Genomic DNA, 15,554 nt, shown 5'->3' on the forward strand with positions numbered 1-15,554 from the left:
GGGCTAGTAGTACACAAATTCACGAATTAGGTTCGGTATAGTCAATACCATCTGGCATAAATGCCACTTTATACGGAGGAGCTTCTACGTATTAATGAGGAGCTGCTGCGTGTTTATCTGGACAGTAGACGGGCCGGTTTAGCCAACGCCGCAACTGGCTTGAGGTGGCCGGACCGTAACCTCCGGCCCCGGCTTGCGGTTAGCAATTGAAAACTGCTTCGCCCCGCCTCAACCGCCCGCCGATTTATGCCCAACACCGCTACCTTCTCGCCGCCTGTTTCTGCCGCTGCGCTTCCGGCCTGGGCCGTTCGCTACCGCGCCGTGCGTGCCCAGAGCACGGTCCTGTGCGCCCCCCTGCTGCCCGAAGACACGGTGGTGCAGCCCACGCTCGACGTGAGCCCGCCCAAGTGGCACCTGGCCCACACCACCTGGTTTTGGGAAACGTTTCTGCTGCGCGAGTACGCGCCGGGCTACCAGGAATTCCACCCGCAGTACGCCTACCTGTTCAATTCCTACTACAACTCGCTGGGCTCGCGCGTGAACCGCGCCGACCGCGGCACGCTCTCGCGCCCGGCCCTGGCCGAGGTGCTAGCCTACCGCGCCCACGTCGATGCTGCCCTGCTGGCCCTGCTGGAAAATGAGGCCAGCCTGCCCGAAGTGTTTTTCGAGCTGCTGGAGCTGGGCCTGCAGCACGAGCAGCAGCACCAGGAGCTGCTGGCCACCGACATCAAGTACATTCTCAGCACCAGCCCGCTGGCCCCGGCTTATTTGGAGTTAAAAGTTAAAAGTGAAGAGCTAAGGGTTAATTCAACTGAAGCCGAAGCATCTGCCGAATCAATTCTTAATTCCTCACTTTTAACTTTTAACTCCACGAGCGCAGCGCAGTGGCTGCCGGTGCCGGGCGGGGTACACCGCATTGGGTTTCAGGAGGAAGGGTTTTGCTTCGATAATGAACTGGCGGCCCACGACGTGCTGCTGGTGCCCTTCGAGCTGCAAAACCGCCTCGTGACCAACGCCGAATACCTGGCTTTCATCGAGGCCGGGGGCTACCGCGATTTCCGCTACTGGATGGGAGAGGGCTGGGACCTGGCGCAGGCGCAAGGCTGGGAAGCCCCGCTGTACTGGGTGCGGCAGCAAGGCGGCTGGTTCCGCTTCACGCACCACGGGCTGCGGCCGGTGGAACTGGCCGCGCCGGTCACGCACATCAGCTTTTACGAGGCCGACGCCTACGCCAACTGGGCCGGGGCGCGCCTGCCCACCGAGGCCGAGTGGGAAGCCGCTGCCCGCCACTTCGAACCCACTACCGCCGCCGGCACCTGGCTCGAAAGCAGCCTATTCGACCCGCAGCCTTTGCCCGCCGATGCCGACCCCACCCAATGCCACCAGCTGCTGGGCGACTGCTGGGAATGGACCTACTCGGCCTACCACGCCTACCCGGGCTACACCCGCGCCGCCGGGGCGCTGGGCGAGTACAACGGCAAGTTTATGGTGAACCAGCTGGTGCTGCGCGGCGGCTCGTGTGCCACGCCCGAAAGCCACATTCGCATCAGCTACCGCAATTTTTTTCACGCCGACAAGCGCTGGCAGTTCACGGGCCTGCGGCTGGCCCGGTCGTCTGACCAGTAACATTTAACAGTTCTTTCTTCCGCTTCTTTTCCCATCCGCACTGCTGCTGCCTTTCCGTCCGGCCAACTACCACAAGTAGCCGGGCGCGCAAAGTCGGCAACTGCTACATGTTACTTGTTACATGACAACTGAATTGACCGACCTGGCCCGGCACGTGGCCGAAGGCCTGGCCCGTAACCCCAAAGCGCTGTCGTCGATGTATTTCTACGACGACGCGGGCAGCCGCCTGTTTCAGCAAATAATGGCGCTGCCTGAGTATTACCCCACGCGGGCCGAATTTGCCATTTTCCGGACGCACGGGGCGGCCATTGGGGCGGCGCTGGGCGGCACCGCCGGCGAGCCGTTTACACTGGTGGAGCTGGGAGCTGGCGATGGCGCCAAAACCAAGCTGCTGCTGCGCGAGCTGCTGGCTGCCAATTCTGACTTCACCTATGCCCCCGTCGATATTTCGGCCGGGGCCATGAGCGGGCTGGTGGCCACGCTGGCCGCCGAGCTGCCGGCCTTGCGCGTGGTGCCCGTAGTGGAGAGCTACGCCGACGCGCTTGACCAGCTGCGCACCCAGCCCGGCCGCAAAGCGGTGCTGTTTCTGGGCTCGAACATCGGCAACTTCGGGCCGGCCGAGCGGCTCGATTTCCTGCGCCAGCTGGCCACCCCGCTCGGGGCCGATGACCGCCTGCTCATCGGGTTTGATTTGCGGAAGGACCCGCGCCGCATTCGGGCAGCCTACGACGACGCGCAGGGCATCACGGCCGCCTTCAACCTGAACCTGCTCACCCGCCTCAACCGCGAGCTGGGGGCCGATTTCGACCTGGCCCGCTGGCAGCACTACACCGACTACGAGCCCCTGACCGGGGCCGTGCGCTCGTTCCTTGTGAGCACCGAGGCGCAGAATATTCACTTCGAAGCGTTGGAAACGACGGTGCACTTCGCGGCCTGGGAGGTTATTCATACCGAAAACTCTTACAAATTCACCCGCCCCCAGATTGAAGCCCTGGCCGCCGAGGCAGGCCTGCGGGTGGTCGACTTTTTCACCGACGGCGCCGGCGACTTTGCCGACGTGGTGCTGGCCGCGCGGTAGTAGCGGAGAAAGTAGAGTCTGATAAAACAGAACGTCATGCTGAGCCTGCCGAAGCATCTCTACTGCGCAACTAATTAACTTTAGTATTGCGGTAGAGATGCTTCGGCAGGCTCAGCATGACGTTTTTCATTGTCCATTTACCAACCTGTCATGTCTGACGCTGCTTCTTCAATTCCGCTCCTCAGCCTGGCCTCGGGCTACGGCCACTTTGCCGTTCCTCCGGTAGCACTGGCTGCTGCCATTGCCGCGCTGGCTACGGCCGGACAACAGGCCGCACCGCTGGCCGTGGCCCCGGCCGCCGGCTTGCCCGCGCTGCGGGCGGCCCTGGCGGCCCGCTACCGCCGCCGGGGTGCGCCGGGCGTGGAAGCCGAAAACGTGCTGGTGACGGCCGGAGCCAAAACCGGCCTCTTCGCCGTGCTGAGCGAGCTGCTGCAGCCCGGCGACGACGTGCTGCTGCCCACGCCCAACTGGTTCGGCTTTGGCGAGCTGGTGCGCCGGGCCGGGGGCCAGCTGCGGACGCTGCTGTTGGATGCCGCTGACAATTACAACCTCACGCCGGAGGCGCTGCGGGCGGCCCTCACGCCGGCCACGCGCCTGCTCATCCTCAGCAACCCCAACAACCCCACCGGCCGGGTGCTTTCGGCCGCAGAGTGGGCCGGCCTGCTGGCTGTCACGGCCGAATTTCCGGGCCTTTGGGTGCTGAGCGACGAGATTTACGAGGGCATCAGCTTTGGGGCCGCGCCGGTGCCCACGCTGCTGGCCCAGCCGGGCAGCCACGCCCGGCACGTGGTGGTGAGCGGGTTTTCGAAGTCGCTGGCGCTGGCGGGCTGGGGCGTGGGCTGCCTGGCGGCCCCACCCGCGCTGGCGGCGGCCGTGGCGGCGCGGCTGTTTGCCACCGGCGTGGCCGTGCCCGTGCCCGTCCAGCTAGCCGCGCTGGCCGCCACCGAGCACGCCGAAGCCATTGGCGCGGTGCTGTGCGCGCAGCTGCAGCCCACCCGGCAACAGCTGCTCGACGGCCTAGCGGCCCTGCCCGGGGCCGAGGCAGTAGCTGCGCCCGAAGGCACTTATTACGTGTTTGCCGATTTCCGCCGCTTTCTGCCGGCTGGCCTGCCGCCCGCTGACGCCTCGGCGGCGCTGGTGCGGCAGCTGGCGGCGGCCGGCGTGGAAGTGGTAGATGGCGCTACCTGCGGCGCGCCGGGCTTCGTCCGCCTCTCCTACGCGGTGCCGGAAAAGGTGCTGACGGAGGCGCTGGTGCGGCTGCGGGCCGGGCTGGTAAGCGAGTAGGGGCGGGGCTTGTCCCCGCCCGTCGTTGAACGGCCTTGTTGAAACGGTACGACTACCCAGACTAGGGCCGGCCCCGCCCCGACACTTCTGGCCCGAAAACGGTCGGCGTACCTTTGCCCCAATTAAAAACAGGCGTTATGTTGGAGAAATTACGGCCGCACTGGCGGCCGACAATGCTGCTGGCCTACCCGGTGGTGCTGTCGCAGGTGGGGCACATTCTGGTAGGGTTTGTCGATTCGGTGCTGGTGGGCAAGCTGGGCACGGTGCCGCTGGCCGCTGTGAGCCTGGGCGTGAACAGCGTGAATGTCATCATGATTCTGGGTATTGGCCTGAGCATGGGCAGCGTGCCCCTGGTGGCCGCCGCCGATGGCCGCCGTGACTCTGTCGACTTGGCCCGGCTGCTGGTATCGTCGGTGTGGCTGAGCGCGCTGGCCGGCTTGGCGCTGGCAGGGCTGGGGCAGCTGGTGCCCACGCTGCTGCACTTTCTGGGCCAGCCGCCCGAAGTGCAGGCCCTGGCCGCGCCTTGGGTGCGGGTCATTAGCTGGTCGTTTCTGCCGCTGATGCTGTTTCAGGGCTTCCGCGAATTTGCCGAAGGGCTGGGCCTCACGCGGCAGGCCATGTGGCTGTCCATCGGGGCCAACGTGGTGAACGCGGCCTTGTGCTACGCCCTCATTTTTGGGAACTGGGGCGCGCCCGCGCTGGGCATGATGGGCGCGGCCTGGGCCACGCTCATTTCGCGCTGGCTGATGGCCCTGCTAATGGGGGCCTACGTACTGCTGGCCCCGCGCCTGGCCGGCGTGCGGGCCGCTATTCAAAACTGGCTACCCGACGGCCCCACGCTGCTGCGCCTCTTCGACCTGGGCGCGCCCATTGGCGTGCAAATGGCTTTCGAAGTTGGGGCTTTTGCCCTGGCGGCCATCATGATTGGCTGGCTGGGCGCGGTGCCGCTGGCCGCCCACCAGGTCGCCATCAACCTGGCTTCGATGACCTACATGGCGGCCAGCGGCATTGCGGCGGCGGCCACCATTCGGGTGGGGCGGCTGTCGGGCGCGGGCAGCCGGGCCGAGGCGCGCCTGGCCGGCGCGGCGGCCTACGTGCTGGGCTTTGCCTTCATGGGCAGCATGGGACTGCTGTTTATCGTGTTCCGCCACCACGCGCCGCTGCTGTATAGCCACGACCCGGCCGTGGTGGCCCAGGCCGGCACCCTGCTGCTGATTGCGGCCCTGTTTCAGGTGTCCGACGGCTTGCAGGTGGTGGGGCTAGGCGCGCTGCGCGGGCTCGGCGACGTGAAGGTGCCCTCGGTGGTGGCGCTGTTGGCTTACTGGGCCGTGGCCCTGCCGCTGGGCTACTGGCTGGGCTTCGGCCTGCGCCTGGGCGCGCCCGGGGTGTGGACCGGCCTGCTCGTCGGCCTCAGCATCGTGGCTGTGGTGCTCATAGTGCGCTTCCGCCGCGAAACCGCGCCCGAATACGTAGCCCCCGTGCCTGCCCCGGAGCTGGTGTAGCGGGGCGGAACGGTTTTTGACCGACGCTCATTTATTGGCTGTCATCCTGAGCGCAACGCAGGATGACAGCCAATAAATCACGGCTGTCTTTTCCCTATTTTCGATGCATTCATTCCTTTTTCCACTGCTGTTGGTTGGGCTGCTGCAAAGCCCCGCGGCTGGCCCAGCCCGCCAGGCCCCGGCGGCCAAACCCGCTGCCCCGCTGATAACTTGGTCGGCCGAACGCCGCCTCACGCTGGCCGATTTCCAGGCCCGCGCCCCACTGGGCGACCCGTTGTCAGCCTCTACTTCGTCTAACATCAAAGCCGATGCGGCCTGCAAGGACTACGTATTCAGCAGCACCGTTACGGCCACCTTCGACCCCAATACGTCGTGGTTTCGCAACCCTAAAACAGCTTCGGAAACCTTGCTGCGGCACGAGCAGCTGCACTTCGACATCACGGAGGTGTATACGCGCATCATGCGCCAGAAGCTTCAGTTGTTCGCCGCCAAGGCCAACTGCGAGAAGCTGCAGCCGGGCTTCAACAACACCACCAAGCTGGTGTATGCGGCTTGGGACAACGAGCAGAACCGCTACGACCAGGAAACCAACCACGGCCTGAACGCCGCCCGCCAGGCCGCCTGGGAAAAGCAGACCGCCGCCAAGCTGGACATGCTCAAGCCCTTCGCCCAATAGCCCCGCCCCATGCCGGATAACGCACTTTCCTGGGCCGAGTTCGAGCGCGTCGACCTGCGCGTGGGCACCATCGTGGAGGCGCGCGCTTTTCCCGAAGCGCGCCGCCCGGCCTACCAGCTGCTCATCGACTTCGGCTCCGCCATCGGCCTGAAAAAGTCCAGCGCCCAGATTACCCACCATTATTCGCTGGCCGAGCTGCCCGGCCGCCAGGTGCTGGCCGTGGTGAATTTCCCGCCCAAGCAAATCGGGAAATTCCGCTCCGAAGTGCTGGTCACCGGCTTCGCCGATGCCGATGGCCACATTGTGCTGGCCGCCGTGGCCGGCCCCGTGCCCAACGGCCAGCGGCTGGTGTGAAGCTACCCGTGCGGCACGGCCGGTGGCCCTACTGGCAGCGGTGCGTACTTCTTCTGCCGTTCTTTCAGCGTGTCGACAACGGCTTGGTACATGTCGGGCAGGTCCTTGCCGTGCGCGCTGTAGTAGCGGTAGCTGTGCTGCAGGGCCGAATCGGTGACCTGCCATTTCCAGTACAGGCTTTTCTGCTGCGCCAGAAACAGGGCGCGGGCCGAATCGGGCGCAAGCCGGCTGTTTTCGACCTGGGCTTCGAGCTGGTGCAGGTCGGCCAGCAGGGGCACCATGCGCTCTTTGGGGAGCAGGTCGGCGGGCTGGGGAGCTTCTTCGGGGCGCTGGCAGGCGGCCAGGGCCAGCAGCAGAATGGGCAGGAGCGAGGGCAGGCCGCAGCGGCAAAATGTTTTCACACCGCAAAGTTAGCCGCCGGGTAGCGGTTAGCCATTAGCGGCCGGCTGTTAGCTTTGGGCCCGCCCAACGGCAGCTGTCAGCTAAAAGCTAATGGCTAATAGCTATATCTCATGAATCCCTCCGTGCCCCTGGCCCTCACCGAACTGGTGCGCCGCCTGCGCCACCTCGAAATCCGCATTCGCAAGGCGGTGGAGGCCCAGCTGCAGGGCGATTTCCACTCCGTGTTCAAGGGCACCGGCCTGGAGTTTGACGACGTGCGCCTGTACCAGTACGGCGACGAGGTGCGCGCCATCGACTGGGCCGTGAGCAGCAAGGGCCACGGCACCTTCGTGAAAACCTACAAGGAGGAAAAGGAGCAGCAGGTGCTGGTGCTGCTCGACGTGAGCGGCTCGCTCGACGTGGGCGACGGCCAGCGCCGCAAGCTCGACGTAGCTCGCGACATTGCCGGGCTGCTGGCCCTCTCGGCCGCCCGGCAGGGCTCGGCCCTGGGCCTGCTGGCTTTCTCCGACCAGCAGGAGCTGTACCTGCCGGCCGCCAAAGGCCCCCGCGCCGCTTATGCCCTGATTAACCGGCTGTTCAGCCTGCAGCCCGCATCGCAGCGCACGGGGCTGGCCGCTGGCATCCGGCAGGCGCTGGGGCTGCTGAAGCGGCGCACGCTGGTGGTGCTCGTGTCCGATTTCATCGATGGGAATTATGAGCGCGAGCTCACCATGCTGGCCCAGCGCCACGACCTGATTGTGGTGCAGCTGCTGGCCCCGCGCGAGCGCCGCTTCCCGGCCCTGGGCATCGTGCCCCTGCGCGACGCTGAAACCGGCCAGGTGCGCTGGGTGAACACCTCGGCCGCCGCCTTCCGGGCCAGCATCGAGGCCGCCGCCGACCGCCACGAGGCCGAGCTCGTGAACCTATGCCGCCGCACCCGCACCGGCTTTCTGGCCCTGAGCACCGAGGGGGACTTCGTGCCCCAGCTCGTGAACTTGTTCCGGCACCGCCAGCAGTCGGGCCGGCGGGGGTAGGGGCGGCCGGGCGGTACTTGGCGGCGCCGCGCGGCGCCGTTTTGGCTAAGACAAAAGGCAGTTTGGTTAAGCCGGCTTTTTCGGAGGGTCAGACCTTTGTATCGTCAACAAACCGAAAAGAACTCCTAATGAAAGCCATAAGAATTCATGCCTTTGGCGGGCCGGAAGTCCTCCAACTAGAAGAAGTGGCCTTGCCAGTGCCAGCAGCCGACGAAATCCTCGTCAAAGTGTACGCCAGCGGCGTGAACCCGGTGGACTGGGTGGTGCGCGAAGGCGGCAACGACGCGCTGCGGGCTTACCTGACCCTGCCCATGACCCTGGGCTGGGACGCGGCCGGCGTGGTAGCGGCGGTGGGCAGCGCCGTTGCCGGCTTCCAAATTGGCGATGCCGTGTACGGCGAGCCCAACTTCCCCGGCGACGGCAGCTACGCCGAATACTGCGCCGCCAAAGCCAGCCAGTTTGCCCTCAAGCCCCAGAGCCTGCGCTTCAGCGAAGCGGCGGGCGTGCCGCTGGCCGGCCTCACGGCCTGGACGGCCCTCTTCGAGCATGGGCGGCTGCAGGCGGGCCAGCGCGTGCTCATTCAGGGCGCTTCGGGCGGTGTGGGTGGGTTTGCCGTGCAGTTTGCCAAGGCCAAGGGCGCCTACGTCATCGGCACCGCCTCGGCGGGCAGCCTCGCCCACCTGCGGCAGCTGGGCGCCGATGAGGTGTATGACTACCGGAGCCAGCCGGTGGAGGACCTGGTGCGCGACATGGACCTGGTGCTGGAAGCCTCGCCGCTGCGCGACAACGCGGCGCGCGCCAAAGCCGTGCGCACGCTGAAGGCCGGCGGCATTTTCGTCAGCGTCAACGTCGATTTTCCCTTCGATGAGGCGATGCACGCGGCCCTGGCCCGGCAGCAGGCCACAGGCGCGCTCTCGAACAACCAGCCCCGGCAGGAGTGGCTGCGGGCAATGGCCGACCTGATTGACGCGGGCCAGGTAAAGGTGTTCATCAGCAACGTATTCCCCTTGGCGCAGGTGGCCGAGGCCCACCGCGAAAGCCAGACCTGGCACGTACAAGGCAAGTTGGTGCTGCAAATTCGCCCCGACGACGAGCCGGCATGAAGCGCTTTCGCACCATCAGCGAGTTTCACGAGTTTGTGCAGTTGCCCAAGCCCCAGCATCCGCTCCTAAGCGTGGTGGACGTGGGCACCGTGCCGCACCGCTACGGCCCGGAGCCCACGAGCATGGTCTTCGACTTCTACTCCATCTCGGTGAAGCGGATGCACAACGTCGAGATGAAGTACGGGCAGCATCCGTTCGATTTCAACGAAGGCGTTATGTCGTTTATGGCCCCCAACCAAGTGTTCAGCATGGCGGTGGCCAACCCGGCCGAGGCGGTGGAAAAATCGGGCTGGGTCATCTATCTCCATCCCGATTTCCTGTGGAATACGCCGCTGGCCAAAACCATTCAGCAGTACGATTTCTGGGATTATTCGCTCAAGGAGGGCCTGTTTCTGTCGGCCAGGGAAGAGGCGGCCATCCTAAGCCTCGTCTTGGCCATCGAGCAGGAGTATATGTCTGCCATCGACCGGTTTAGCAAGCCCATCATCGTGGCGCACCTCGAAAGCCTGCTGCAATACGCCGACCGGTATTACAACCGCCAGTTCCTGACCCGCGAAAAGGCCAACCACGAGGTGCTCGAGCGCCTGGAAACCCTGCTGCAGGCCCACTTCAACCGCCCCAGCCTGGCCGAAACCGGCTTGCCCACCGTGCACGCCCTCGCCGACGACCTGCACCTGTCGCCCAAGTACCTGAGCAACCTGCTGCGCGTGCTCACCGGCCAGAACACGCAGCAGCACATCCACGCCCACCTCATCGCCAAAGCCAAGGAAAAGCTCTCGGCCACCACCCTCACCGTGAGTGAAATTGCCTACGAGCTGGGATTCGAGCACTTGCCCTCGTTCAGCAAGCTGTTCAAGGCCAAAACCAGCCTGTCGCCGCTGGCATTCAGGGCCACTTTTCAGGGCTGAACAAAACGGGGAGGCGTAGGTAAAATACGGCACGCGCAGGCCGGACCGGGCAGCTGCCGGATAGGCTTTTCTGCTAGGGTGCCCGCGGCCAAAGCGGGCGCCCTGCTACATTTGGGAACTTGCCCGCCCTGCCCGCTATGCCGTTTCGCCTTCTTCCGCGTTTGTGCCGGCTGCTGCCGGTGGGGCTGCTGTTGCTGCCGGCGCCGGGACGGGCCACCCAAACGCTTCCTGCTCCGCTGCCGCAGCCCCAGGGCCGCTTTCTGCAAGCTACGGTGCGCGTGGGCGAGCCGCTCGATTACGAGCTGCGCTACGCCCACGCCCCGGGCCTGGAGGTGGTGTTTCCGGACTCGCTGGCCCGGTTTGCGCCGTTCGAGTACGCGGGCAAAACGTTTTACCCCACGCGCACCCGGCGTGGCGTGAGCCTGGACCGGGCCGTGTACCACCTGCGCACCTTCCGGCTCGACTCGGTGCAAACCCTGGCGCTGCCCGTGGCCGTGCTGCAGGGCCCCGATACCTTGAGCGTGCTGCCCGTGCCCAGCCGCGTGGGCCTGCGCCGCACGGCCGCGCCCCTGCCGCCGGGCACCGCCGCCCTACCGCCGCTGCGCCAGCACCTGACGCTGGAACCCGTGCCGCCGGCGTTCAACTACCCCTACTGGCTGGCCGGGCTGGCGGCCGGGCTGGTGCTGCTGGCGGGTGGGGCGGCGCTGTTCCGGCGGCGGCTGGTGCGGCGCTACCGGGCCTACAAGCAGCGCAAAAACCACGGCTATTTCCTGGCCCAGTTTGCGCGGCACGTCGAGCGGTTCGAGCTGTCGCGCTCGGCCACCAACGTGGAGCGGGCCGTGGTGCTCTGGAAAAACTACCTCGCCGGCCTCGAAAACAGCGCCCTCAACTCGTTCACGACCCGCGAAATCGTGGCCTACTTTGAGAACGACGCCGACGTGCGCCAGGCCCTGAGTACCACCGACCGCGTCATCTACGGCAACCTGCAAACTGAGGGGGCCGAGGAAGTCGACCGCGCCTTCCAGCGCCTGCGCGGCTTTGCCGAGCGGCGCTACGCCTCGGTAGTGGGGTAGGGAAGCCGCAGCGAATGCATATACGATACTTTTTGCCTGCGCCGGAGAGGCGCGTGGGCGGCCTGTTATTTTTGTTGTATGATATAATTTGATTTAAATAAATAGTTAATATTGTATTAATTATTTCAAGATAATCCGTGATATTAGTAATGGTTTTGGAGCCGTGCAAAATCAGCAATTAAATGATACAAGCGCCGTGAAAATGATTGTTAATAAAAATAGGTATGTTTGAAGTTCGTTTTTCTGATTTTTGAACTTTACGGTGTATTTATGATGAACTTCTTCTCTCCTTATCGGTTGCGCCAAGGCTTTGCGGTGGGCTTGCTGGGGCTACTGTTTAGTGGCAGCTTTCACCTGTCGTTGCCTGCGACAGGCCGCCACGCGCCCGGCTGGATGGCCGAATTGGAAGGCGAAGACGAAGAAAACGATGCCGACCGGCCCCGGCCCGACCGGCCCGACCTGGCCCTGCTGCAGGACATGGACCGCACGCGCGACCCCGCGACCGGCACCGTTCCCACCGAGCGCCTGCTCGATGCCGCTCGCTACAACGAAGCCCGCCTGAAAAGCCTGGCCCTGGCCCAGCGCGGCACCGCCACCACCGGCCTGGCCAATGCCAGCTGGGTGGAGCGCGGCCCCAGCAACGTAGGCGGCCGCCTGCTTGCGCTGCTCGTCGACCCCACCGATGCAACCGGCAATACCGTGTGGGCCGGTGCGGCCGGCGGGGGCCTTTGGAAGGCCACCAATGCTTCCTCGGGCAGCATTGCCTGGACCAATGCCAACTCCTACTTCAATAATTTGGCCGTGTCGGCCCTGGCGGCCGTGCCCGGCACCAGCCCGCTGGTGATGTATTGCGGCACCGGCGAAGGCTTTTTCAACCTCGATGCCGTCCGCGGCGCAGGTATTTACAAGTCGACCGATGGCGGCACTACCTGGGCCCCGCTGGCGGCCACGGTGAGCAATTCCGATTTCTGGCGCATTCAGAAAATTGTGGTGCACCCGGTGACCAAAGATGTGTACGCGGCCACCCGCAGCGGCGGCCTCTACCGCAGCAAGGATGGCGGCAGTACCTGGGCGCAGGTATTGAACACCACCACTAGCCAGGCCTCGGCCTCGACGCGGGTGTCGGACATTGAGATTGCGGCCGATAACAAAATTTTCGTCTCGTTCGGGATTTTTAATACCGACGGCATTTATCGTTCCAGCACGGGCGACGCAGGGTCGTGGACCAACCTCAATGCCCTGAGCGGTTCGGGACTTCCCACGCCCGCCTCCGGCACCTACGAGCGCATCGAGTTGGCCTGCGCGCCTTCCGATGCTACCCGCGTGTACGCTGCCTTTCAGTCTTCAGACCCCTCGACGCCCATTCTGGATATTTACCGCTCGCTGGACGGGGGCACCACCTGGCAGGCGCTGCCCAAGCCCAACGATGCCGATACGGGCATCGGCGCCGATTACACCCGCAGTCAGGCCTGGTACGACCTGCCGCTGGCCGTGTCGCCCACCGACCCGAACACGCTGTGGGCGGGCGGCATCGACCTGTTCAAAACCACCAACGCGGGGGCGGCCACGGCTTCGTCGGTAAGCTGGCAGCAGGTGACGCACTGGTACGGCGGGTTTGGCTTTCAGGACGTGCACGCCGACCAGCACGCCATTGCGTTTCCGAATGGCTCGGGCAGTAAAATATACGTTGGCAACGATGGCGGATTTTATGCCAGCACCAACCCCACGGCGGCTATTCCCACGCTCACGGCTGGCAACGCCGGGCTGAACGTGACCCAGTTTTACGGCGTGGCGATGCATCCGACCAACGCGAATTACTTTTTGGCCGGCGCCCAGGACAACGGCACGCACAAGTTCACGGCGGCCGGCGTGAATGCGACCACGGAGGTGACTGGCGGCGACGGCGGCTTGTCGGCCATCGACCAGGATGTTGCATCCAACCAATTCACCAGCTACGTCTATAACGACTACTTCCGCTCAACCGACGGCGGGGCGAGTTTCACCGAGTTTGAATTGAGTGCCTCGTCAGGGTCTTTCATTAATCCGTGGGACTACGACAGCCAAGCCAACGTGCTGTACGCTGGCTGGAATACCAACACCTACCTAGCCTGGACCAACCCGCTCACGGCCAGTAATTTCCATAACGCCCGCACCAACACCCCGGCGCTGCCGGCCAATTCCGGCGATGTGGCCTTCGTGGGCATTTCGCCGCTTACAGCTAATCGCATTTACCTGGGCACGGGCAGTTCCTTCACGGCCAATGTGAACGACGGGGGCCTGCTTTATCGGGTCGACAATGCCAACACGAACAATCCTACCATCAAAACCCTCTATACCGGCCCGGTGAATACTTCGGTGTCGTGCGTGGCCGTCGACCCCGGCAACGAGCAGCACCTGCTGGTTACGCTCTCGAACTATGGCATTGTGAGTGTGCTCGAAACGACCAACGCCGATGCCGCCACGCCTACCTGGACCAGCGTGGAAGGCGCCCTGCCCGACATGCCCGTGCGCTGGGCCCTGTTCGACCCGCGCAATACCACCCGCGCCCTGCTGGCTACCGAAATGGGCGTGTACGCCACCGACCGCCTCAACGGCAGCAGCACCGCCTGGAATCCTATCACCAACGGCCCCCTGAACGTGCGCGTGGACATGCTGCGCTACCGCGCCGGCGACAAGCTGGTGGCCGCCGCCACGCACGGCCGCGGCCTGTTCACGTCGGCCATCTTCAACCCGGCCACGCCGCTGCCCGTCACGCTCACCAGCTTGGCGGCTACCCGCGAAGCATCAGGCGCTGCGGTGCGCTGGCAAACCGCCAGCGAGCAGCGTTCGGCGCGCTTCGAAGTGGAGCGCTCGATAGATGCAGTGAATTACCAGAAGGTGGGCAGCGTGGCCGCCGCCGGCAACAGCAGCAGCGCGCGCAGCTACACTTTCCCCGATGCCACGGCGGGCCTGGGGGCGTACTATTACCGCCTGCGGCAGGTTGATACCGACGGCACCGTTACCTACTCGGCCCCAGTGGCCCTGGCCGCCGCGGCCAGCGCCGGCAACGCCTTGCTCAGCAGCGTGTACCCCGTGCCGTTCCGCCACGAGCTCAATATTGAGCTAACGCAGCCGGCTGCCAGCGGCGCTAGCTTAGAGCTGGTAGATGCGCAGGGCCGCCGGGCCTGGGCCGGCACCATAGCCACCACCGGCCGGCAGTTGCAGGTGAGTATCCCCGCCGCGGTAGCGCCCGGCACTTACGTCCTCACCGTGCGCGCCAACGGCCAGCTGGTCCGCCGCCGCGTGGTGAAAGAATAGGGCAGGAAAAGAACAGTAGCGCGGACTTTTAGTCCGCGAGCGGAAGCCATACCGACCGGTGCTTCCACTCGCGGACTGAAAGTCCGCGCTACTTTCGCGTTTACTTGAACGACTTTTTCAACCTTCTGCGCTACACCACGCTGGCCGGCTACCAGTGGCAGCAGCCGCGCTTGCTGCTGCTGCTGGCGGCCGTGCCGCTGCTGTTTGGCCTGCGCTGGCTGCTGGCCCGGCGGCGGGCGCAGGTGGCGGTGGCCCTCGCGCCCGGTACTGCTGCCCGCGACTGGACGGCGGCCCTGCGCTTTGTGCCCGATGTGGTGCTGGCCCTGGCCCTGGGCTTCGGCATTGTGGCCCTGGCCCGCCCGCAGCGAACCGATGAGCGGGTGGAGCAGTCGGGCCGCGGTATCGACATCGTGCTGGCCGTGGATGTGTCGGGCTCGATGGAAATTCAGGACCTGCGCCCCACCCGGCTCGAAGCGGCCAAGAAGCTGGCCACCGATTTCGTGAACAGCCGCGTGGGCGACCGCCTCGGGCTGGTGGCCTTCGCCGGCGAAGCCTACTCGCTCGCACCCCTCACCACCGACTACGACCTGCTGCGCGAAGACCTCGCCAGCCTGCGCCTGGGCCTGATTGCGGAAGACGGCACAGCCATCGGCTCGGCCTTGGGCGTGGCCGTGAACCGGTTGCGCGAGTCCACGGCCCGCTCGCGGGTATGCATCCTGCTTTCGGATGGCGAAAGCAACGCCGGCAGCCTCGACCCGCTGCTGGCCGCGCAACTGGCTCACGCCTTCAATATTCGGCTCTACACCATCGGGCTAGGCAAGGACGGCTTTGTGCCCTACGGCCAGGATTCGCTGGGCCGCACCCGCTACGTGAGCACCCGCCTCGACGAAACCACCATGCGCGAGCTCGCCGCCGCCGCCGACGGCCGCTTCTTCCGGGCCACCGACACGGGCGCGCTGCGCGACGTATTTGCCCAAATCAACCGCCTCGAAAAGTCCGAAATCAAGCAGTTCCGCTACCGCAACATCACCGACCTGTACCGGCCCTATCTGTGGCTCAGCGTGGCCCTGTGGCTACTCTGGCTGCTGCTGAAAAACACATTTCTGAGCAACCCGCTGGAGGATTGATTGTTTGATGTGATAAATATGGAAAATATGAAAATGTATTCTTGTTGGTGTGGAAACGCGTTAAGAAGCACCCGCGGGTAATCAGCCTAATTCCCCACATTTTCACACTCA

Annotated in this window: 13 protein-coding genes; 12 read left to right on the plus strand and 1 reads right to left on the minus strand. The window is 64.9% G+C overall.

Annotation, left to right across the window (positions count from 1 at the left end):
- The first annotated feature begins 246 nt into the window (after positions 1–246).
- The 6 genes from egtB (at position 247) to MON38_RS06645 (ending at position 6,520) form a co-directional block, all read left to right on the plus strand.
- A complete protein-coding gene (egtB, locus tag MON38_RS06620; protein WP_241935369.1) occupies positions 247–1,626 on the plus strand; it encodes an ergothioneine biosynthesis protein EgtB in 1,380 nt (459 codons plus the stop codon).
- Positions 1,627–1,747: 121 nt separating this feature from the next.
- A complete protein-coding gene (gene egtD, locus MON38_RS06625) occupies positions 1,748–2,704 on the plus strand; it encodes an L-histidine N(alpha)-methyltransferase (RefSeq protein WP_241935370.1) in 957 nt (318 codons plus the stop codon).
- Between the two features lie 150 nt (positions 2,705–2,854).
- Positions 2,855–3,988 (plus strand): pyridoxal phosphate-dependent aminotransferase, encoded by a 1,134-nt coding sequence (locus MON38_RS06630; RefSeq protein WP_241935371.1) that lies wholly within the window; start codon positions 2,855–2,857, stop codon positions 3,986–3,988.
- Positions 3,989–4,125: 137 nt separating this feature from the next.
- On the plus strand, positions 4,126–5,490 hold the full coding sequence (locus MON38_RS06635) for an MATE family efflux transporter (RefSeq protein ID WP_241935372.1): 1,365 nt from the start codon (positions 4,126–4,128) through the stop codon (positions 5,488–5,490).
- Positions 5,491–5,593: 103 nt separating this feature from the next.
- Positions 5,594–6,166, plus strand: coding sequence for a DUF922 domain-containing protein (locus MON38_RS06640; protein ID WP_241935373.1), 573 nt, complete (start codon positions 5,594–5,596; stop codon positions 6,164–6,166).
- A 9-nt stretch (positions 6,167–6,175) separates the two neighbouring features.
- Entirely contained in the window at positions 6,176–6,520 is a 345-nt protein-coding gene (locus MON38_RS06645; protein WP_241935374.1) for a tRNA-binding protein, read from the plus strand.
- 2 nt (positions 6,521–6,522) lie between these two features.
- Here the strand turns inward: MON38_RS06645 and MON38_RS06650 are convergent, their stop codons facing one another.
- Positions 6,523–6,921 (minus strand): DUF4296 domain-containing protein, encoded by a 399-nt coding sequence (locus tag MON38_RS06650; protein ID WP_241935375.1) that lies wholly within the window; start codon positions 6,919–6,921, stop codon positions 6,523–6,525.
- A 111-nt stretch (positions 6,922–7,032) separates the two neighbouring features.
- On the opposite strand from MON38_RS06650, the gene MON38_RS06655 reads away from it, so the two are divergent.
- From MON38_RS06655 to MON38_RS06680, 6 genes are all read left to right on the plus strand, one after another.
- Positions 7,033–7,935: a DUF58 domain-containing protein gene (locus MON38_RS06655; RefSeq protein WP_241935376.1), complete on the plus strand. Its 903-nt coding sequence runs from the start codon at positions 7,033–7,035 to the stop codon at positions 7,933–7,935.
- 128 nt (positions 7,936–8,063) lie between these two features.
- Entirely contained in the window at positions 8,064–9,038 is a 975-nt protein-coding gene (locus tag MON38_RS06660; protein ID WP_241935377.1) for an NADP-dependent oxidoreductase, read from the plus strand.
- Positions 9,035–9,946: a helix-turn-helix domain-containing protein gene (locus MON38_RS06665; RefSeq protein WP_241935378.1), complete on the plus strand. Its 912-nt coding sequence runs from the start codon at positions 9,035–9,037 to the stop codon at positions 9,944–9,946. The genes MON38_RS06660 and MON38_RS06665 overlap by 4 nt, the downstream gene beginning before the upstream one ends.
- Before the next feature lie 137 nt (positions 9,947–10,083).
- Entirely contained in the window at positions 10,084–11,019 is a 936-nt protein-coding gene (locus MON38_RS06670) for a hypothetical protein (protein ID WP_241935379.1), read from the plus strand.
- A 270-nt stretch (positions 11,020–11,289) separates the two neighbouring features.
- Entirely contained in the window at positions 11,290–14,316 is a 3,027-nt protein-coding gene (locus tag MON38_RS06675) for a T9SS type A sorting domain-containing protein (RefSeq protein ID WP_241935380.1), read from the plus strand.
- 104 nt (positions 14,317–14,420) lie between these two features.
- Positions 14,421–15,443: a VWA domain-containing protein gene (locus MON38_RS06680; protein WP_241935381.1), complete on the plus strand. Its 1,023-nt coding sequence runs from the start codon at positions 14,421–14,423 to the stop codon at positions 15,441–15,443.
- The last annotated feature ends 111 nt before the right edge of the window (positions 15,444–15,554 follow it).

Origin of the sequence: Hymenobacter cyanobacteriorum (genome assembly GCF_022631375.1) — a bacterium.
In the GTDB taxonomy this organism is placed as follows: Bacteria; Bacteroidota; Bacteroidia; order Cytophagales; family Hymenobacteraceae; genus Hymenobacter; species Hymenobacter cyanobacteriorum.